Source organism: Microcoleus sp. POL10_C6 (assembly GCF_036701585.1).
Taxonomy (GTDB): Bacteria; Cyanobacteriota; Cyanobacteriia; order Cyanobacteriales; family Microcoleaceae; genus Microcoleus.
Window position 1 is genome coordinate 77,394 of sequence record NZ_JAUBRB010000008.1, and the last position, 21,839, is coordinate 99,232.

Genomic DNA, 21,839 nt, shown 5'->3' on the forward strand with positions numbered 1-21,839 from the left:
AGCACTACTTTATTCTCGTTACCTTTGCCGGGAAGAGATGATAGGGAATTAAATTTCTGATTCAGGAATCATTTCGCCCATCGCTACAACAATTTTTCGCGAACCGATAAATGGATTGCGACTGTGAGCGGCAAGCATATTATCTAGCATTAAGATGTCTCCTGCTTGCCAGGGAAAACTAACAGCAGCTTCCCTGTACACTGCCTGAATTTCTTCCATTACCGAGTCTTCAATAGGAGTGCCGTCACCGTAATAAACATTGCGGGGGAGGTTCTCTTCTCTAAAAACAGAGAGCAAGGAAGCGCGGGTTGCCGCATCTAAGCAGGAAATGTGGTGCAAGGGAAGTTGATTGAAAAATACCATTTCTTGGGTTTTTGGGTGCTTGGCAATTGCGGGGCGAATTTTGCGAGTTCTCAAATTATTTCCTGCTTTCCACTCAAATTCCATCCCAGCTTGCCGGCAGTATTCCTCAACCACGGATTTGTCTTCTGTTTGGAAAAAATCTTTCCAGCTTACATCCAGTCCGTCTGTGTAGTTACGGACGTACATAATTTGCTTTTGGGCAAATTTTTCTCGGAGTTTCGCGTCTAGCAACTGGTAAATTTTACGGCAGTCAACAATCGGCGTTTCTCCACCTTCTTGCGCTGGCTGAACGCAGAAAAACCAGATTTTCATCGGCCAGCGGTGCAGGTGCGAACTCTCGCTGTGAAATAAGATAGCTTTATCTGCTGGGTAAGGAGTTGAACCATAAACTTTTCCGCTAACTCCTTCGCGTGGCAAATCCCCGTACTCCCCAAATAATTCCGAACAAATTGAGAGTGCAAACTGCTCGAATGCGGCAACAACAGGGCCGGTGAACCCTCGAAAAAGAATCCCTCCATGCTGTAGCAATTTTGCCTCTATAAATTCGCGGTTATTGTTCGCCCAGTCTGCGATATCGACATCGGCTACTGCGGGTTTTGCTACTAAAGGAAAGAGTTCGTCGGGGTGCAGGTACTCCGTTTTTATCAATTCGCCTTGCGGCAATGCTACTGGCTTCGGCTTGACGCTTTTGAACTTACTAAAATTGCTTTTTTCACGCTTTAATTCTTGCATGGCTTGTTTCTGCTTCTGGGCTTCTGTGAGAATTTCTAAAGTGTTTAAACGGCTGTCAGGCTGCGCCACAATGCTGCCGAGGAGGGTTTCAAAGCGATTTGACATTTGAGCGATCGTCTCTCTGTCAAATAGGTCTGAATTATACTTCCAACTGCCGACAATTCCTGTCTCTGTTTCCGACACAAATAGCGCTAAATCAAATTTAGCCGTACCGCTATCAACTTCAACCGGGATTAAAGTTAAACCCGCCATTTCTAAATTCGGCATAGGCGCATTTTGCATGACGAATAAAACTTGAAAGAGCGGTGTCTGACTCAGGGTGCGATCGGGACGCAGTTCTTCTACCAGTTTGTCGAAGGGCAAATCTTGGTGAGTGTAAGCTTTTAATGTCACTTCGCGCACGCGATCGAGCAGTTGGCGAAATGTAGGATTGCCGCGCATATCGGTTCGCAAGACGAGGATATTGACAAAGAAACCAATTAAAGCTTCTGTCTCAACTTGTGTGCGGTTTGCCAGATCAGTACCGACGACAATATCTTCTTGATTTGTGTAGCGATAAAGCAGCGTTTGAAGTGCTGCCAACAATGTCATAAACAAGGTGACATTTTGTTGCCGACTGAGTGCGTTTAGCCCTTCTGAAACTTGCTTATCAAGCTGGAAATTTTGAATCTCAGCTCGATGGCTAGAAACAGCAGAACGCGGTTGTTGTGCTGGCAATTGCAGCGGTGGCAAAATTTGACCCAACTGCTGCTTCCAGTCAGCGAGTTTTGCTTCCAGAACTTCGCCTTGCAGCCAGTTTATTTGCCAAACAGCATAGTCTGCGTACTGTACATTAAGTTCGGGTAGGGGAGAAGGTTTGCCACTGCTGAAAGCTTCATAAAGCGCCGCCACTTCCCGCACGAGTACCCCCATCGACCAGCCATCAGCTACGATGTGGTGTACTGTCACTAACAGCAGGTATTCTGTCTCGTCAAGATGTAACAATGTGACGCGCAGTAACGGCCATTTTGTTAGGTCAAAAGGCTGTCGCGCTTCTTCAGCGGCGAGTCGCATTGCCTCGGCTTCTCGTTCAGCTTGCGATAACTCTCTTAAGTTTACGATCGGCAATGTGAATTTAAAAGATGAAATAATAACCTGAGCGGGTCGTCCTTCCACCGAATTAAAAGTTGTCCGCAATGCTTCGTGTCGCTTGATAATCTCCTGAAAAGTTTGCTCTAGAACCGCTACATTGAGCGCCCCCTTCAAGCGCACGGCTGCTGGGATATTATAGGCAGGATTCCCCGGCTGCAATTGGTCGAGAAACCACAGTCGTTGTTGTGCAAAAGAAAGGGGCAATTCTCCCTGCCTTGACGCCCGCTTGATGGGGGGTGCTTTCAGTTGTTGCGAGGCGCGATATTGCAAGAGGCTTTCGGTGACAGTTGCGACGGTAGGCGATTCAAAAAGAGAGCGCAAGGGTACTTCTACTTGAAAAGCTTCTCGCAGGCGAGAAATCGCCTGAGTAGCCAGCAATGAATGACCTCCCAATTCAAAGAAGTTATCGTGAATTCCCACTCGCTCTAAACCGAGAACTTCCGCCCAAATTTCTGCTATTAATTGCTCGTCGGGAGTTCGAGGTTCGGCAAAATTGCTCTCGAATTCCGCTGTGTTTGTGTCAGGTGCTTTTAGCGATCGCCGATCGATTTTTCCGTTAGGCGTTAAAGGAAGCGACTCCAATAAAACAAACGCTGAGGGAATCATGTACTGCGGCAGTTTTTGTTTCAGGTAAGAGCGCAAATCCTTAATAAGTTCTGAGTCTTGAGTTTTGAGTGCTGAGTTAGCAACGATATAAGCTACTAAACGCTTGTCGCCCGGATTGTCCTCTCGAACCAGTGCGATCGCTTCTCGCACGGCTGGGTATTGGCTTAGTACCGCTTCAATTTCGCCTAATTCGATGCGAAATCCGCGAACTTTCACCTGGTGGTCGCTGCGCCCCATAAATTCAATGTTTCCATCTGGGAGATAGCGAGCCAAGTCCCCGGTTTTATACAGGCGTTCTGAAAGAATAAACGATGAAGGATGAAGGATTGTTGACTGTTGACTGTTGACTGTTGACTGTTGACTGTTGATTGTTGACTGTTGACTGTTGACTGTTGACTCGATTTTATGATTCCGATGCAACCGGAAACGATATGAAGCATGAATTGGGTCTTCTGCAAAGGGGTTAGGAATAAACTTCTCTGCGGTCAGTTCCGGTCGGTTTAGATAGCCTCTAGATAAGCCGGCACCGCCGATGTGCAGTTCGCCAAATACGCCAACGGGAACCGGCATTAAATAGGGGTCTAATATGAAAATTTGAGTGTTAGCGATCGGGCGACCGATGGAAACTGATTCATCTTTGCGATCGACCTGATAGAGAGTAGACCAGATAGTGGTTTCTGTAGGGCCGTATAAATTCCACACAGAAGCGCCGCGCAAAAGCAACTGATTGGCGAGTTGTCGGGGTAAAGCTTCTCCCCCGCACAGTATTTTTAATTGATTGTTTCCCTGCCATCCTGCTGCTAAAAGCATTTTCCAACTCGCTGGAGTAGCTTGCATAATGGTTGCGCCAGAATTTGTTAATGTTTCTAAAAGCTTTTCGCCGTTAGATGCCACTTCTCGGCTGGCTACAACAACGCGAGAACCTGTTGTAATAGGCAGGAACAGTTCCAGCGCTGCAATGTCAAAAGATAAGGATGTTACTGCTAGCCAAATATCTCGATCTGCGATCGCGAGTTGTTGGCGCATAGAACTCAAGAAGTTAACGGCAGAGGCGTGGGAAATTTGCACTCCTTTGGGTTTACCTGTTGAGCCTGAAGTATAGATGACATAGGCTAAATTGGAGGAATTTTGTAAACCCACGACTGGCTCGTCGCAGCTCGATATGCCTTCCCAATCTGCATCCAGAAACACGAGGGAAGCGCTATTTTTTGGCAGGGTTTCTAATAGCTTCTTCTGAGTGAGTAACACGGAAATTTTCGCGTCTTCCAGCATGAAGGCAAGGCGCTCTGGTGGATACGCTGGATCGAGGGGAACATAAGCACCACCGGCTTTGAGAATGCCGAGAAGCCCTACCATCATTTCTAGGGAACGCTCGACATAAATTCCCACCAAAACTTCTCGGTTGACACCGATTTTTTGCAAGTAACTTGCGAGATTATTTGCTTTTTTGTTCAGTTCCCGGTAAGTCAGATATTCATTTTTAAAGACGACAGCGATCGCATCCGGCGTCCGCTCGGTCTGCGCTTCAAAGAGTTCATGTATGCACTTATCTTGCGGAAAATTCGATTGAGTATTGTTCCACTCGAACAGCAGTTGCTGCTGTTCAGGTTTCGTCAACATTGGCAAATTAGAAAGGCACTCTTCGGGATTAGCAGCTATACTTTCTAGTAAGGTTAGAAAATGTCCGGCTATCCGCCGTGCAGTGCTAGCGTCAAACAAATCTTGGCTATACTCAAGCGTTGCATTAATACCCTCTAATCCTTCCTCCAGGTCAAGCGCTAAATCAAATCTCGCCGTTTTCCGTTCTATTTCTAAATTGCTCAGCGTAACTCCTGGCAATTTTATCTGCGGCGTCCGAACATTTCGCAGAGAAAACAATACCTGAAATAGCGGATTATGACTTAAATCTCGTTCGTGGTGTATGATTTCTACCAGTTTCTCGAAGGGCAAATCCTGGTGGTTATACGCGCCGAGAGCTACTTCTCGCACGCGACCCAGTAACTCTTTAAAAGTCGGGTTGCTCGATAGATTGGTGCGGAAAACTAAGGTGTTAGCAAATAAGCCAATTAATTCCTCGATTTCGCGTCGGTTGCGGTTAGCAATGGGGGAGCCGACTAAAATATCTTCTTGCCCGGTGTAGCGATAGAGCAAGGTTTTAAACGCTGCCAGTAGGGTCATAAATAAAGTAGCTTTTTCCCGCTGGCTTAATTGGGTCATTTCCTCTGCGATTGCCTTGGGAATGGTGAATTTATGCACCGCACCTCGGAAGGTTTGTACTGCCGAGCGGGGGCGATCGGTTGGCAAATTTAGTACAGGGAGATTGCCTCCAAGCTGTTTTTTCCAGTAAGCAAGCTGCGTCTCTAAAACTTCTCCCTGCAACCACTGGCGCTGCCAACTTGCAAAGTCTGCGTACTGTACCGACAGTTCGGGAAGCGGAGAAGGTTTGCCAGTGCAAAAGGCTTGATAAAACGTGGCGAGTTCTTGGATGAATATTCCCATTGACCAGGCATCGGAAATGAGGTGGTGCGTACTCAATAGCAGCACCCAGTTTGAATCGCTCAATTGCAGCAATTGGGCACGCAATAAGGGTGCTTGTGACAAATCGAAAGCAAGCTTTGCTTCTGCGGCGATTAACCGTTCAACTTCGCGAGATCGTTCAGTTTCAGGAAGCGATCGCAAATCTCTTTCTAAAATTTTCAATTCCAGATTTGAAGCGATCGCCTGAACGGGTTGCCCGTTTATTGTCTTAAAAGCCGTTCGCAAAACTTCATGACGCTTGACAAGTTCGTTGAGACTGCGATCGAGGGCTCTCGCGTCGAGTGTTCCCGTCAAACGCACGCCGGCGAGGATGTGATAGGTAAAGTTGCCTGGAGTTAGTTGCTCAAAAAACCACAACCGCTGTTGAGCAAACGACAGAGGAAAAGTGTTAGACTCTCGACTTTGAGGCTGAATTTTTTCTAGCGAAACGTTTTCTTTTTTATGGTTGAGCCGCTGCAACAGCAACTCGCGCTTTTGGGGAGAAAGAGCCGCGATGCGTTCGATTAAATCACTCATTTGCTGACTCCTTGCTGGGCGAGAATTTCCTGAATTTGTGCTTCTGACAGTTGATCGAGGTCTGCTAACACCTGAGCGAGCATTTCATTGTCTGTTTGTTCGATTTGCTTTTGCGCGATCGCTACAGCAAAATCGGCGACAGTGGCCGACTCAAATAAACGGTGCAAAGGCAACTCGACCTGAAATGCTTGGCGCACTCTGGAAATAACTTGAGTTGCTAATAGGGAATGCCCTCCTAATTCAAAAAAGTTGTCGTAAATGCCGACTTTTTCAATTTTGAGAACTTCAGCCCAGATAGCGGCTAAAACTTCCTCGATATTTGTGCGAGGCGCGACAAAGTTTCCTGTCAACTCCGATCGCATTTCGTCAGGTGCGGGCAGCGCTCGTCGGTCTATTTTTCCGTTAGAAGTTAAAGGAAAACTTTTGAGTATCACAAAAGCAGAAGGCACCATGTACTCCGGCAATTTTGACGTTAAGAAATTGCGAATTTCCTTGTGGGTAGGTGCTTGTTTCTGCTCGGAAATCAAATAAGCCACGAGGCGCTTTTCACCAGGCGCATCTTCCCGCGCCACAACTACAGCCTGCGCGATATCTGGATGTTGCCCCAGCACCGCCTCAATTTCTCCCAATTCAATGCGGAAACCGCGAATTTTTACTTGGCCGTCAATTCGCCCGATAAATTCGATGTTTCCGTCTGGCAAATAGCGAGCCAAGTCGCCGGTTTTGTACAGTCGCGTCTTTGCTTGCGTGTCAAATGGATTGGGAATAAACTTTTCTGCGGTTAATTCAGGGCGGTTAAGATATCCGCGCGCCAAATTATCACCGCCGATGTACAGTTCACCAGGTACGCCTATCGGCACCGGCTGCAAGTAAGAATCCAAGATATAAATCTGAGTGTTGGCAATCGGAAGACCGAGTGGAACTGTGTCAAAATCGCCGCCAATTTTATCAAATTCGACTTTATAAGTCAGCACACCTACAGTTGTTTCTGTTGGCCCGTAGTGATTGAATACTGAGCAACTGGGAGCCAGATTGCGAAGAGTTTTAATTAAGCTCCAGTTGGCAGATTCACCTCCTAAAATAAGCCGTTTACCAGGCAAAATTGACTTGGGTTGAGAGGAATTTAACAGGGCGGCTAGGTGAGAGGGAACTATTTTGAGGCAGTCGATGGAATTGCGGCAGAAATATTCACTCAGTGCCTCTGGATCGGTGGCGCGTTCTTGGGAGATAATATGCAGGCAACCGCCGAAACAAAGGGCGGGGAAAATCGCTGTGTTTCCTAAGTCGGCGGCGAAGGTGGAAACGGTAGCAAAACTGGCATCGGCTGGTAGGTTTAATTTTTCTTGAATGCTGTGCAGGTAATTGAGCAGTTGCCGGTGTTCGATCGCGACTCCTTTGGGGATGCCAGTGGAACCGGAAGTATAGATGACGTAAGCTAAATTGTCAGAAGAGGCGCGATCGGTGTAAGACGCAGAAACAGTGGGAATGTCTGTATCGATGCAAACAATATTTGCCTGAGTTTTCGGCAGGCTTTCTATGAGCCGCTGTTGTACGAGCAAAACCTTCACCTGAGCGTCTTCTAGCATTAGCGCTTTGCGCTCTATTGGGGTCGTTGGATCGATGGGTAAATAGGCGCCACCGGCTTTGAGGACGCCCAGCATTCCTACGATTGTTTCTAATGAGCGATCGAGGCAAATGCCAACAACGACCTCGGGTTCAACTCCCAAGTTTTGCAGGTAATGGGCGAGTTGATTGGCGCGATCGTTGAGTTCTCGGTAGGTGATTTGTTGACTTTCAAAGACGACGGCAATTTTGTCCGGGTTGCGTTCTGCTTGTTCTTCAAAAAGCTGATGAACGCATTTATTTTTCGGGTAATCTTTTTGGGTTTGGTTAAAGTCAATGAGAAGCTGGTGACGATCGCGATCGCTCAGTATGTCTACCTGACTGATAGCGACTTCTGGATTTTTGACTATGCTTTCTAAGAGCGCCTGAAAGTGTTCTGACAAGCGCTTTATATCTGCCGCAGCAAATAAAGCGGAATCATAGTGAAATTCAGCGCTTATGGAATTGCACAGGCGGAGGCAGGAGAGCTTGAGTTTGAATGGCTCTAGGCAGGCATCTTGCCGAACAAGGGAAAATGAAACGCCTGAATTACCATAGTTCTTAGGCTCTCCTTGGAACTCAAAGCAGACCGGGAAAAAGCTGCTACTTTTTTCGTTTTCTAGGATTTCTTCCCAGCTAAAATATTCTTGCCAGTTGTACATTTCGTTGAGATTAAGCTCAACTTGCTGCCTCGCTTGTGAGAAATTTAACTCGTCTTGCACTGGGCATCGTAGGGGTAAGTATTTGCACAGCAGGCCCAGAGAGTGTTCTAATTCTTCATATTTTCTGCCGTCAATCGCTACGCCGATTATCGGGTTTTGCTCTCTGGTAAGCCGCCAAATTAGAATTTGCCAGCAAGTCAGCAGGAAGCCAGAAATATCGCTTTTGTGCTTTGGGGCGATCGCTTCCAGGCTGTTCAACAAATCACCCCGAATTTCCAACCTTTCTACTAGCGGCTTAAATTCCGCTTCTGAATTCTTCTTTTCCCAAGGAAGCGTTAATAAATCCCAAGATTCAATGTTCAGCTTTCGCCAGTATTCTTTGCCAATTGCCGTTTCTTCTGATTCGAGTAACTCATTTTGCCACTCAGCAATATCGGCATATTGCATTGACTCATCAGAGAACTCTTCCCCGCACGCGCAGGCTGAGTAGGAAAGACTGAGTTCGCGGGTAAAATTTTTCAGGGTGACGCTATCTGCAATTAAGGCAGAGAAGTTCGCCACCAATAGGTGCTTGTCTTGGGCGAGAGTGACTAAAGAGATGTGCCAAAGTGGGCCGCGCTCAAAATCAAAAGGAAGCAGGTTTAGTTGCTGAAAAAGCGCTGCGATTTTAGCTTCTTGTTCTTTTGAAGACAAAGCGCTCAGATTGTGTTCCGAGATAGGAATTTTACCAGTGCTGGCGATCGCTTGCAGGGGTAGTGTCATCCCAGACAAGCAGTGAAAGCTAGTACGCAGGATTTCGTGCCGATTTACGACATTTTGCAGCGCACTTTTAAGCATCTCTTTGTCGAGATTTCCGGTAATTAAAATTGCACCTCGAACGCGATAAGTCTGTTGGCTTTTATTTTGCTGTAATTCCCACAGGTGCCGTTGCTGTGGAGAAAGTCTAAACCCTTCGATTGTTTCCTTTTGCATTTCTAAAGTTCCTTTAATAAGCCTAAATATCTTGACAGCTAAGCTGCTACGCATCTAAATTGAATACAGAGACGGGCAGGATGCCCGTTCCACAATAATTGGAGAAAAATTGACTGTCAAATTAGATGCACAGCAGCTTAAACGCTTCTGCCATCCCCACAACAACCCGACGCGCACCAGAGAATGGGGTGCGTCCGTGCGCGGTTAACATATTATCTAGCAGCAAGACATCTCCTTCTTCCCAAGGGAAAACAATCGTTTCTTGCTGATAGCAGCGACGAATTTCGTCTAATATAAAATCTTCAATGGGCGAGCCATCGCCGTAATAAGCATTGCGGGGTAAATCTTCCTCTTTAAAAGAAGTTAAAAGCTCTTTGCGAACGGCGGGTTCGAGATTGGAAATGTGGAAGAGGTGAGCTTGATTAAACCACACCATTTCCTGCGTTTTTGGATGCTCAGCGACAGCTTGACATATTTGCCTAGTTCTCAAGCCATCGCCACTTTTCCATTCTAACTGTATTCCCGCTTTTTGGCAATACTCTTCTACCTGAATTTTGCTATCAGTATTGAAGACATTTTGCCAGGGTAAATCTACGCCACCGCCGTAATTTCGCACATACATAACCTTTTTTTGTGCGAAGTCTTCTCTAATCTTTGAATCGAGGCGATTAAAGACTTTGCGGCTATTAGCGATCGGAGTTTCTCCTCCCTGTTCGGCTTTCTTGACGCAGAAAAAAGCGATTTTCAGCGGCCAATTTCGAGAATAAGCCATTTCATTGTGCAGGGGGATGAATTGCTCGGCAGGATACTCGGTGGAAGTGTAAATATTTCCGCTCACCTGACTGCGCGGAGTCGAGCGAAAAGAATATTCCAACAAGTCGCCAGCAATAGTTTGAATAAACTGCTCGAAACCATTCACCCCGCCGACTTCAAAGCCTCGAAAAAGTATTCCTCCATGCTTCCATAACTGCGTTTCAATTGATGAGCGATTGTTCGCAGCCCAACCCGCGAGATTTAATTTTTCTACTGTTGGCTGAACAACTAGAGGTAGAAGGTTTTCGGGCTGGAGGTAGGCGGTTTTGACTAATTCCTCTGAGGATAGGCTGACGGCTTTTCGCCTAACTGCTCCTAACTTTTGGGAATTGAGATTCTTTGTTTCTGTATTTGTCATAGTTTTTGGTTTGGTGAAAAAATTATCCCTTTTTTCCGAAAAAACCTGAGAGATTGATATCAAATCCATTAGCATCGGAACTATTCATCTCTCTGTTCTCTTCCTCTGCGTTCTCTGCGTACTCTGCGGTTTAATCATTCCAATGCAACCGGAATTGATACGAGCCATCATTTTCAACTCTTCATAACTTTGCGTTTAGCCATTTTTAATTTTTGAATTCCCGAAAGATGAATTTGTTTTTGCTGCTCGATTTGGTGCTGCCTTTCTGCTTCGGCCAGAATTTCTGCCAAGTCGTCGATCCTGATATCTGGCTGGATGACTACCTGGTTGAGGAGGATTTGAAAACCTCTCACCATTCGGGCAATAGTCGCAGCCTCAAATAAGTCTGTTTTGTAGTCAAATAAGCCTTGAATTCCTTCTGAACTCTCCCAGAGAGTGAGGCTTAAGTCGTGTCTCGACATACCGACATCGGATTCCAGAATGCTCAAGGTCAAACCAGCTAACTCCAGGGGTGGCATGGGTGCATTCTGGAGAACAAACCACACTTGAAACAGCGGGTTATAGCTGAGATTTCGCTCCGGCTGCAATTCCTCCACGAGCTTTTCAAAAGGAACATCCGGGTGAGCGTAAGCTGCTAACGCTACCTCCCGTGTTCGATCGAGTAGTTCGCGGAAAGTTGGATTACCTGCCGTGTCAATTCGCAGCACTAAAGTATTGACAAAAAATCCAATTAGTTCCTCTAATTCAAGGCGGTTGCGATTGGCAATAGGAGAGCCAATAGCGAGGTTATCTTGCTTTATTTGGCAGGATAGCAAGCAGTGAAATGCTGCCAACAACGTCATAAATAGGGTGACATCTTGTTGCGGGGCGAGCGTTTTCAGTCTTTCAGTTAAAGAAGCAGAAATCACAAAAGATTGCTGCGATCCTCGGAAACTTTGCACTGGAGATCGCTGCCGATCAGTTGACAGCACAGCTAAATCGCGTCCCAATTGCTGTTTCCAATAAGCGAGCTGTTTTTCTAATTTCTCTCCCTGGAAATGCTGCCGCTGCCAACTGGCGAAGTCGGCATACTGTACGGAAAGTTCAGGCAGCCCAGAGGGTTTGTCAGTGGAAAAAGCTTCATAAAGTGCGGCTACTTCTCGCACCAACACGCCCATAGACCAACCATCAGAAATAATGTGGTGTATCGTCAGCAGCAACACATATTCTGCCGGACTAAGTTGCAGGAGAGTGGCCCGCAGTAAGGGCGATCGCGTTAAGTCAAAGGGGCGTTGGGCTTCTTCAAGAGTACGCTGCTCTATTTCAGCTTGCTGCTCAGTTTCTGGTAAATGTCGCAAGTTTACCACCGACAAAGCGAAATCCAAGGAAGGAGAAATCAGTTGGACAGGTTCCCCGTCCACTTCTGCAAAAGCAGTGCGTAAAACTTCGTGACGCCGGACAATTTCATTGAGTGTTTGTTGCAGTGCCGACAAATTCAATTGCCCTTGCAAACGCACAGCAGCAGGAAGGTTGTAGGCAGGGTTTTCGGGAGACAATCGATCGAGAAACCACAGCCGTTGCTGGGCAAAAGAAAGGGGAGCCGTATGTTGCTGCGATCGCCTGGGAATGCGCTGAGATTGCTCAGCCTGTACTGCCTGTTTGCCCAATGCTTTGAGGAGGAGCGCTCGCTTCTGGGCCGAGAGGTTTTTTAGTCGTTCTGAACGATTAGTAGACATGATGATTCACCTCCTCGCAGTGGTCGCTGTTTGTGATAGTTAAGGAAAGCTTTGCTGCTATTTTGAGCTGGTCGTTTAAAACAATGTTGATATCTGCTTCAGTGGTAAGGGGGTTGGCAAGGACGACTCGAAAAGCAACAATGGGAATGGTTTTGCCATAACAGGTGTTTTGCAGGGTTGTTCGCGATACGAAGGTGTGACCGGCTTGCCGCTGGGCTTCCTGAAGGCGCTCGTTAAATTGATTAATGAAATGATTGTCTGCTTCGGTTAGTTGTTGTTTGGCTGCTTTTTCCCTGAATGTTTCTGGAATGTAGCGGTATAAAAGAATATTAATTTCTGGTTCTAGCAGCAATTCAAAGGCTGGATTTTCCCGAATTAAATTGGCCAAGTGCTGCGTTTTATGGATGCCTCCATCTATCAAAAATTCATAGCCTTGATGGCCGATGATATTCAAGGCGGCTTGCAAGTACAAACTCGCACCTGGTCGAGATCCTTCGAGAGAGCGCTTGCCTAAATCGATGGAGTCTTTTCGCACCGTGTAGGGTGCGTGTTTTTCAATAACTTTGGCGGTTTGGGGATTGCGGAATAAAACCAGACCAATTCCCATTGGCAAATACATTTGTTTGTGTCCATCTATGGTGACGGAATCTGCTAGTTCAATGCCTGCGAATTTGTGCCGGTGACGTTCGGAAAAAAGCACGGGCCCGCCCCAAGCGGCATCGACGTGAAAGTGAGCGTTTGCTTCTTGGGCGATCGCGGCTATTTCTGGAAGCGGATCGATACTTCCCGAATCGGTGCTGCCTCCAATACCGATAATTGCCAGAATGTGCAGATTGCGATCGCGACATTCGGCCACAGTTTGGCGCAGCGCGGCCAAATCCATGCGGTGATTGCAATCAGTGGGAATTTTTAGGAGATTGCGATCGCCAATGCCTAATAAACCAGCAGCCTTTTCAAAAGAATAGTGCATCAAATTGGAGCCGATTATCACCATTCCCTTGTAGCCGTAAAACTCTAAAGCTGCGTACAAGCCTTCTTTTTCAATGCCACTAAAGTTATTTTTTGGCCCTAAAGAAGCGTTGCGAGCGCACCACAAAGCTGTAATATTAGCTAGGGTGCCGCCCGTTGTCATGATACCGAGCGTGCTGTCACTTTTTTGAATGTGCTGGTTATAAAAATCCTCAGAAAAATCGTAAATTAATCGGTGCATCATTGCCAAAGTCTGGCGCTCGCAGGGGCTTAAAACTTTGGCAGTTTCCATCTTGACCAAATTTTGATTCATCGCGGTTAAAAGCTTCGCGATCGGGCGCACAAAATAGGGAAGTGCGCTTGTCATGTGACCGATATATCGGGGGGAAGATGTGTGAATGGAATGGGCAACGAGGGTTTGGGTCAAATCATCGATATAATTCCCAACATCTGTAGGAAGGGCGGGAATTTTGTTTTCCCTAAACTCCTGAATAATTAACTCTAAGTCAATATCTGTACTAGCGGTTTTTGCGTACAAAAAGTCTTGAACTAGGGCAGAAATTCGCTCCTCCATTGCTTCTTCTGCCAAAAAGGACTTTTCTGAAGCACTGAATAGCTCCATTAACTTTTCTTCAAGTGGGGTAACACAGGCTTTTAAGGGCTGCATTACATCTTGACAATCTTTGGCTTGTACTGTTAGTTTACTCATCCCGAATCAATCCTTTTAGAGGGTTTTTATTATCTCCTATCCCCACCGAAGCCTTAAGGATAAAAGGGCTGTTTGTGTTTTTTCACCAAGCCGATATTTACTCAGTCAGCATCACAGTTTGTGCTGAGTCTCCATCACTCTTTTCTAAGAGAGCGAGCAATTTATCTATCTGGTTAGAATCGGCGTTTGCCAGAATTTCTTCCTCGATTAGTTCAGCTAAATTCTCAATGGTGGGAGCGGCAAAAAAATCGCACAGCGCTAACTCTACCCCAAAGCACGATCGCACTCGCGATATTAACTGTGTTGCCATCAGAGAGTGACCGCCGAGGTCAAAAAAGTTTTGGTTAGTTCCTACTTTTTCTAGCCCTAAAAGAGCAGTCCAAATCTCAGCGATTTCTGCCTCTGTGGGCGTTTGTGGCTCAGTGAAGGCTGTTTCCTCAGAAACGTAATCGCACCTTTGAGATAAGGCGAGGCGGTCAATTTTTCCGTTGGGCGTTAGTGGCAGCGCATCTAATAGCACAAAAGCTGAAGGCACCATGTAATCGGGCAGTTTGTGCTTCAAGAATGAACGCAGTTCGGAAATAAGTTCTGGGTGCTGATTTATGAGCCCTGAGTTAGGAACTAGGTAAGCGACTAGGCGTTGACTGCCCGGTGCTTTTTCTTGAAGCAAAACAGCAGCGGTGGACACAGAAGAATGTTGAGAAAGTGCTGCCTCTATTTCTCCTAGTTCGATGCGGAAACCGCGAATTTTTACTTGGCAATCGTCACGGCCCAGAAATTCTATATTACCATCCGGCAGGTAACAACCGATATCGCCTGTTGTGAACAAAACTTTTTGATGAGAATTACCGAGAAAATCTAATTTTTCTTGTCCAAACGGGTTAGGAATGAATTTCTCCGAGGTTAAGTCGGGGCGGTTTAAGTAGCCCTGTGCCAATCCATCGCCGCCGACGTAAATCTCGCCGGGAATTCCTATGGGAACGGGTTGCAAATTGCGGTCGAGCAGATAAATTTGCGTGTTGGCGATCGGGCGACCGATGGGAACTTTCTCAACACAGTGAGTTGCATCGTACCACGTCACGTCCGCAGCTACTTCAGAAGAGCCATAAAGATTGATTAATACCCGTTGGGGCATCTGCTCTCGAAATTGCTGGCAAAGTTCCAGCGGCAGAGTTTCTCCGCTGCAAATCCAATATTTTAATTGAGGCAAACGCCTGTCTACATCAGGGAATGAATCTAAGATAGCGCGCAACAAAGAAGGAACCAGCACCAGTCGCGTTACATTTTGTTTTGATAAAGTCTGAATGAATTGGTTAATATCTTTGACGGCTCGATCGCGAATAATCACAGTGGGCAACCCATGCAGCAAAGGAGCAAAAATTTCCCAAACCGAATCGACAAAATTTAAGGACGTTTTTTGACAGCAAATATCTTTTTCGATAAAAGGGTAGGGGTTCCAAAAACAGCGATTGACTGTGCCTCGGTGGGTGCCGAGTACGCCTTTGGGAGTGCCTGTGGAGCCGGAAGTGTAGAGGACGTAAGCGAGGTTTTCGGCTTCCACTTTAACAGCGGGGTTGCGATCGCTCTGGCGGGAAATTTCCTCCCATTCGGCGTCGATACAGACGACTTTTGCGCTGTGTTCGGGGAGGGTTTCTAGGAGGTTTTTTTGAGTCAAAAGCATCGGAACTTTTGCGTCCGCCAGCATGAAGGATCGGCGTTCTTGGGGATAAGCAGGATCGACAGGAACGTAAGCGGCACCGACTTTTAAAATGCCCAAAATGGCTACCAGCATTTCCAGCGATCGCTCTAAGCAAATTCCCACCAAAACTTCGCGTTTTACACCTAGAGATTGCAGGTAATGCGCGATTTGGTTGGCTTTGGCATTCAATTCGCGGTAAGTCAATTGTTCATTTTCGCAAATTGCAGCTACTGCATCGGGGGTTCGCTCTGTTTGCGCTGCAAATAATTCGTGAATTGAGGAATTTTTGGGGTAATTCGCTTGGGTATCGTTCCACTGAACAAGTAATTGCTGGCGTTCGGCGGCGCTCAATAAAGGCAATTCTGACAGTTTCCGCTCAGGATTGGCAGCCATTCCCTCCAGTAAATTTTGCAGGTGTCCGAGCATCCGTGCGATCGCACTGTCCTCAAAGCGGTTGCTGTTGTAACCAATTTTGAGCGCCAACTCCTCACCCGGCACCACCGTCAGCGTTAGGGCATAGTTCGTCTTTTCAAAAGAAAGAACGCTTTCTATTTCCAGGTTTTTAACCCGCTTCTGCAAAGAAGACTCTAAGGGATAGTTCTCAAAAACTACCAGCGAGTCAAACAAAGGCAGCCCGCGCGACACTTCGCTCCACCGCTGCACCTCTACCAAGGGGCTGTATTCGTACTGCCGCGCCTCTATTTGTCGATCCTGCAACTGCTTGAGCCAAGACAGCAGCGAGTCTTTTTGGCGAATCTTGACGCGCGCGGGCTGGGTGTTGACGAACATCCCCACCATCGATTCTACTCCCGCCAAGTCTGGTGGACGACCGGAGACAACCGTTCCAAAAATAACGTCTTCCTCGCCACTGTAGTGGCTCAGAAGCAGCCCCCAGGCTCCTTGTACTAGAGTATTTAGCGTCAATTGCTGCTGCCGAGCTAACGATCGCAGTGCTGCTGTTGTCGCTACAGACAGCAGGATTTGCTGCTCGCGATCGCTTTCTTCTCCCGCAGCGGCTCCAAAATCCCGCTCAATTGGCATCGGCGTGGGTGCGGTAAAGCCTTGGAGGCGCTGCCGCCAAAACGACTCAGCCTCAGACAAATTCTGCTGCTGTATCCAAACAATGTAGTCGCGATAGGGGCGCGGGCGCGGCAAGGATAATTGCTCGCCGTTGAGTTCGGCTTGGTAAAAATCAAAGACTTCTGTGAGGATGGCGGGGTTAGACCAGCCATCTAGCAGAAGGTGGTGGTGGCTCCAGATGAAATAATAAGTATCTTTTGCCAGTTTTATGAGAGTCATCCGCATCAACGGCGGTTGCCGCATATCGAAACCCCGATCGCGATCGCTTTTGAGAAAGGTTTCTAGCTGCTGTTTCTGTGCTGCGGGCGCGAGTCCTTGCCAGTCGCACTCCTCCCAAGGCAGTTGGGCTTGTCGGTAGACGACTTGAACGGGTTCTTTGATGCCTTCCCAGACAAAGGAAGTACGCAAGATGGGATGTCGATCTGTCACGTGCTGCCACGCCTGCTTGAATGCCTGCGCGTTCGCCAGTTTGCGAAGCGTGCAAGTTAATTGCTCGAAATAAACTCCGGAGTTGGGAGAGTAGAGGGTGTGAAAGAGCATCCCCTGCTGCATGGGCGAGAGGGGGTAAAAATCTTCAACGTTTGCTTTGCCCATTTCAAACTTTTCCAATTGCTGAAAGAATGTCTTCTAGGTCGTTTTGCGTCCACTGACTCCACTTGAATTCTGCAAAGTCAGAGGGAGTGCAGCCGAATGCTTCGGGTTCCTGGGAAGCCAGGGCGATCGCTCGCAGGGCTTCGGCAAATTTTTGCGCTAAATTCTCCACCGTAGAACGTCGGTGAATTTCCTCGCTGTAAGTCCAATCCATTCGCAACTGCCCGCCCGCAACAAATCCGTTAATTTCTATCAAATAGCTGCGGTTTCCTTCGGGACTGAAAGGCTGCCCGACGGATTCCCCAGACAGGGCAAATAAAGATGATTCAGGGAGAACTTGGTCGAACTGTCCGAAGTAATTGAAACTCACCTCTGCTGCAGGGAGGGAGATCAGTTTCTGGGAAATTTCGCCGCCGAGATATCGCAGTAACCCGTAACCCATACCGCGATTTGGGATGGCGCGCAACTGTTCTTTCACAGCCTTTAAGCCATCTGCGGGAGTGGAAGCTTCGCCGATCGACAGCAGTACCGGAAACACGGAAGTAAACCAACCCACAGTCCGCGAAACGTCTGCATCTGGGAAGATATCTTCCCGCCCGTGCCCGTCTAAATCAACCAGCAGCGAGCGCTCTCTGGTCCACTGGGCAAACGCCCACGCCAGTGCTGCCAGCAGCACGTCGTTAATTTGGGTTCGGTAGACTTTGGGAACTTCGTGCAGCAAGACGTTAGTGTCTTCAGCAGCGATCGCCACCGACACGATGCGCGACTGCGCTACCGCATTGCTTCCCCCAGCGAAATCTACTGGCAGGGGAAAAATCGGCTTTTGCAGGTGTGCCAGCCAGTAATCGAATTCTTGGTGCAATGCTTCTGACTGAGCATATTCAACCAGCCGCTGTGCCCAATGTTTGAAAGATGTCGTCTTCGGCGGCAGCGAGATTGCAAGACCCCTGCTCAACTGTTCGCAGGCATTCTGCAAGTCTTCGAGCAAAATTCGCCACGATACGCCATCGACAGCTAAGTGGTGGATAACTATTAGCAGGCGCGAAGGTTGCTGCGCCCCCAGATCGAACAGAACAGCGCGCGCGATCGGCCCTTCTGACAGGTTTAAGCTTGCCTGTACTGCATCGGTCTTAGACGAAATCGCACAATCTTGCTCATTTGTCAACAAATTAGATAAATCTAATTTTTCAAACGGCACGGCTCCCCCCGGTTCGGCATTGAACTGCTGCCAGCCAGATTCGCCGGGGGCAAAGCGCAGGCGCAGCGCGTCGTGGTGCGTCAGAAGTTGCGCGAACGCTCGCTCCAGCAGCACTGCTTCGAGGGGTTGCCGCACTTCTAATAACATCACGGCTTGATTCCAGTGGTGCCCACAGGCAAAATTTTCTTCAAAGAACCACTGCTGCACGGGAGTCAGCGGCACCGCGCCCGTCACCGGTTTTTGCTCGGCTCGCACAGCCTCGACAGTGCCAGCAGCGGCTGCCAGAAACGCGATCGTCTGGTGCTGGAATAGCAGTTTGGGAGTCAGTTGAATCCCCGCTCGATTGGCTTTGGCGACAATCTGAATGCTGAGAATCGAATCTCCGCCCAACTCGAAAAAGTTGTCGTGTATGCCCACTCGCTCGATTCCGAGAACCTCCATCCAAATACTGGCTAGCTGCTGCTCGATGCCGCTGCAAGGAGCCGCGAAAGTCTCTTCCAATTCGGATCGCGTCAAGTCGGGCGCTGGCAGCGCAGCCCGATCGAGCTTGCCGTTGGGCGTTAGAGGCAGTTTCTCCAGCAAGACGAAAGCAGACGGCACCATATACTCTGGCAAGCGTTCTTGCAAGAACTGGCGCAGCTCGCTAGAAGATAACTGTAGGGGCGGTGCCCCCGTGCCCGCCCCTACGCGGGCGTCGGGGACGACGTAAGCAACGAGACGCTTGCGAGCGTTCGCCTCTTCCCATACCAAAACCGCACTTTCTCGCACTGCCGGATGCTGGGACAGCACCGCCTCAATCTCTGCCAGCTCGATGCGGAACCCGCGAATTTTCACCTGATTGTCAAGGCGACCAATTAGCTCGATATTGCCGTCTGGCAAGTAGCGAGCTAAATCCCCAGTTTTGTAAAGGCGATTTGAAGGCCCGAAAGCAGAAATTTCTTCGCAGAAGGGGTTGGCAATGAATTTCTGGGCGGTTAATTCGGGGCGGTTGAGATAGCCTCGCGCCAAGCCTGCACCGCCGACGTGCAGTTCTCCGGGAACGCCGATCGGCACGGGCTGCAAGGAAGCCTCTAAGATGTAAAGCTGGGTGTTGGGAAAGGGCCGTCCGATGGGGACTAACTGCTCGCCCGCTAAATTTCCCGCCGCGCTTTCAAAATAGCAACTGTCGATCGTGGCTTCAGTGATGCCAAAGGAGTTAATCAACCGAGTTTCTCTGCCGCAAAATTGCCGGAATTTTTCATATTCCGAGCCATACCAACTGTCTGAGCCGCAGACGAGGATTTTCATAAAGTCGAGCCGCTGTCCGCTCTCTTCTAGGTACTGGATCAGGTTCCTCAAGACGGCGGGAACGAATTCGGCAAAGTCGATCTTTTGCTGCAGCATCAGTTCGTAGAGTTCCTGCGGCGCGAGCAGCTTCTGGCGATCGCACAGCACCAGTTTGCCGCCAGAACACAGCGATCGCATCAAGTCGCCGCTAAAAACGTCGAAGGAGAAGCTGGCCATCTGCAGGTGAGATGTTACCCCAGAGCGAAGTCTATAAGCGGTTTCCCAGCCTAAATAGGCATTTACCAGACTGCTGCGATTGACTGCCACCCCTTTAGAGCGTCCAGTAGAACCCGAGGTGTAGGTAACGTAAGCGAGGTTTTCAGGCGTGGCTGTGTTAGAGGGGTTTTCTTCGCTCTCCAGGGCAACTTGCTCCCAGTCTGCGTCCAAACAAACGACTTTGCAGGAGTGCGGGGGGAGCTTGTTTAACAGGTGTTGTTGCGTCAGCAGCAGTGGTGCCGCGGCGTCTTCGAGCATATAAGCCAAGCGCTTCGGCGGGTAAGCGGGGTCTAGGGGCAGGTAGGCTGCACCTGCTTTGAGGACGCCCAGAAAAGCCGCGATCGCCTCTAGAGAGCGATCGGCGCAAACGCCCACCAGCACCTCTGGACTTGCTCCCAGCTTTTGCAAGTAATGCGCGATTTGGTTGGCCTTGGCGTTGAGCTGTTGGTAGGTTAGCTGCTGGTTGTCAAAGACTGCCGCCGGGGCGTCGGGGGTTTGCTCCACCTGTTTTTCAAACAGATCCTGCGGGCACTGGTTGGGCAAATAACCCGTATTGGTGTTATTCCACTGCAGCAGTTGCTGCTTTTCGGCAGCAGTCAGCAGGGGCAAGCTGGAGAGGTGCTGCTCTGGATTAGTGGCGATACCTTCCAACAAGGTTTGCAGGTGTCCGAGCATCCGGGTAATGGTGGCGTGATCGAACAAATCCGTGCTGTATTGCACTGAGGCTTGCAGCCTTTCCCCCACTTCTTCTAAATCCAAGCTCAAATCACACTGCGTCGTATTCGTTTCGACCTCGAGCATACTTAAAGTCAATCCGGGCAGATCCAAGGGCGGCATGGGGTTATTCCGCAACTGGAACATAACCTGAAATACCGGGTTATAACTCAGACTGCGCTCGGGTTGCAGTTCCTCAACCAGTTTCTCAAATGGCAAGTCTTGGTGCGCGTAGGCTCCCAAAGTCACCTCGCGCAAGCGTTGAAGCAATTCTCGAAAAGTAGGATCGCCGGAAACGTCAGTCCGCAACACCAGCGTATTGACGAATACGCCAATGAGCCCTTCAATTTCCGCGCGGTTGCGGTTGGCGATCGGCGAGCCGACTAGCAAGTCTGTCCGCCCTGTATAGCGGTAAAGCAGCGCTTTAAATGCCGCCAGCAGCGTCATAAACAGGGTAACGTCCTCCCGCTGGCTGAGGTTTTTGAGGGCGGCTGTCAGCTCCTGAGACAGCAAGAGCGACTGGGTTGCGCCTTCGGAGGTCTGAATTGGAGGTCGGGGTCGATCGGCAGGCAGTTCCAGCAAGGGAGGCGCTCCCTCCAACTGCTGCTTCCAGTACGCAAGCTGAGTTTGCAGCACTTCGCCGCTGAGCCAGTTGCGCTGCCAGATCGCAAAGTCGGCATACTGCACGGGAAGCTCTGGAAGCTGCGGTTGGTTTCCGGCGGATAAGGCTTCGTAAATTGCCGCGAGTTCCCGCGCCAGCACTCCTATGGACCAGCCATCTGAAACGATGTGGTGCATCGTCAGCAGCAAAACGTATTCTTCTTGGCTAAGCTGTAGCAAAGATGTCCGCAGCAAGGGGCCTCGTTCTAAGTCAAAGGGCTGTTGCGCTTCCTTTGCAGATAGCTGGTTTACGGCTGCCTCTCGATCGCTCTGGGGCAGTTCTCGCAGGTCTATTACTGGCAGTCGCAGGGGAGTTCCAGGAGGAGCAATGACTTGAATTGGCTGTCCCTGAACCTCAGTAAAAGTCGATCGCAAAGCTTCGTGCCGGTTGACGATTTCGTTGAAAGTTTGCTCCAACACGGCCACATTTAATTTGCCTTTGAGCCGGATAGCGCCTGGGAGATTGTAGAAAGATTTTCCCGCCTCGAACTGGTCGAAAAACCACAGCCGTTGCTGGGCGAAAGACAAGGGGAGCGAGTCGCCTTCTTTCCTTCTAGGAATTCTGCGATCGCTTGAGGATTCTACCCCCTTTTCTCGTAGCATCACTTCCAGCAATGCGCGTTTTTTTGCAGATAGTTTCAAATAGCTCATTTGACCCTGATTAATTTT

At 48.8% G+C, this 21,839-nt stretch carries 7 protein-coding genes; all 7 read right to left on the reverse strand.

Annotation, left to right across the window (positions count from 1 at the left end; genetic code table 11):
* Positions 1-48: 48 nt before the first annotated feature.
* On the reverse strand, positions 49-5,886 hold the full coding sequence (locus QUA34_RS06760; protein WP_333385106.1) for an amino acid adenylation domain-containing protein: 5,838 nt from the start codon (positions 5,884-5,886) through the stop codon (positions 49-51).
* Positions 5,883-9,122 carry an amino acid adenylation domain-containing protein gene (locus tag QUA34_RS06765; protein WP_333385109.1) on the reverse strand — a complete coding sequence of 1,080 codons (3,240 nt, stop codon included), beginning with the start codon at positions 9,120-9,122 and terminating at the stop codon, positions 5,883-5,885. The genes QUA34_RS06760 and QUA34_RS06765 overlap by 4 nt, the downstream gene beginning before the upstream one ends.
* Positions 9,123-9,243: 121 nt before the next feature.
* On the reverse strand, positions 9,244-10,293 hold the full coding sequence (locus QUA34_RS06770) for a TauD/TfdA family dioxygenase (RefSeq protein ID WP_333385112.1): 1,050 nt from the start codon (positions 10,291-10,293) through the stop codon (positions 9,244-9,246).
* Positions 10,294-10,466: 173 nt separating this feature from the next.
* Positions 10,467-12,008: a condensation domain-containing protein gene (locus QUA34_RS06775; RefSeq protein ID WP_333385115.1), complete on the reverse strand. Its 1,542-nt coding sequence runs from the start codon at positions 12,006-12,008 to the stop codon at positions 10,467-10,469.
* Positions 11,998-13,686: a pyridoxal-dependent aspartate 1-decarboxylase PanP gene (gene panP, locus QUA34_RS06780; RefSeq protein WP_333385117.1), complete on the reverse strand. Its 1,689-nt coding sequence runs from the start codon at positions 13,684-13,686 to the stop codon at positions 11,998-12,000. The genes QUA34_RS06775 and panP overlap by 11 nt, the downstream gene beginning before the upstream one ends.
* Positions 13,687-13,783: 97 nt before the next feature.
* Complete coding sequence (locus QUA34_RS06785; protein WP_333385120.1) at positions 13,784-17,059, reverse strand: amino acid adenylation domain-containing protein; 3,276 nt, start codon at positions 17,057-17,059, stop codon at positions 13,784-13,786.
* Between the two features lies 1 nt (position 17,060).
* Positions 17,061-21,821 carry an amino acid adenylation domain-containing protein gene (locus QUA34_RS06790; protein WP_333385123.1) on the reverse strand — a complete coding sequence of 1,587 codons (4,761 nt, stop codon included), beginning with the start codon at positions 21,819-21,821 and terminating at the stop codon, positions 17,061-17,063.
* Positions 21,822-21,839: the final 18 nt, after the last annotated feature.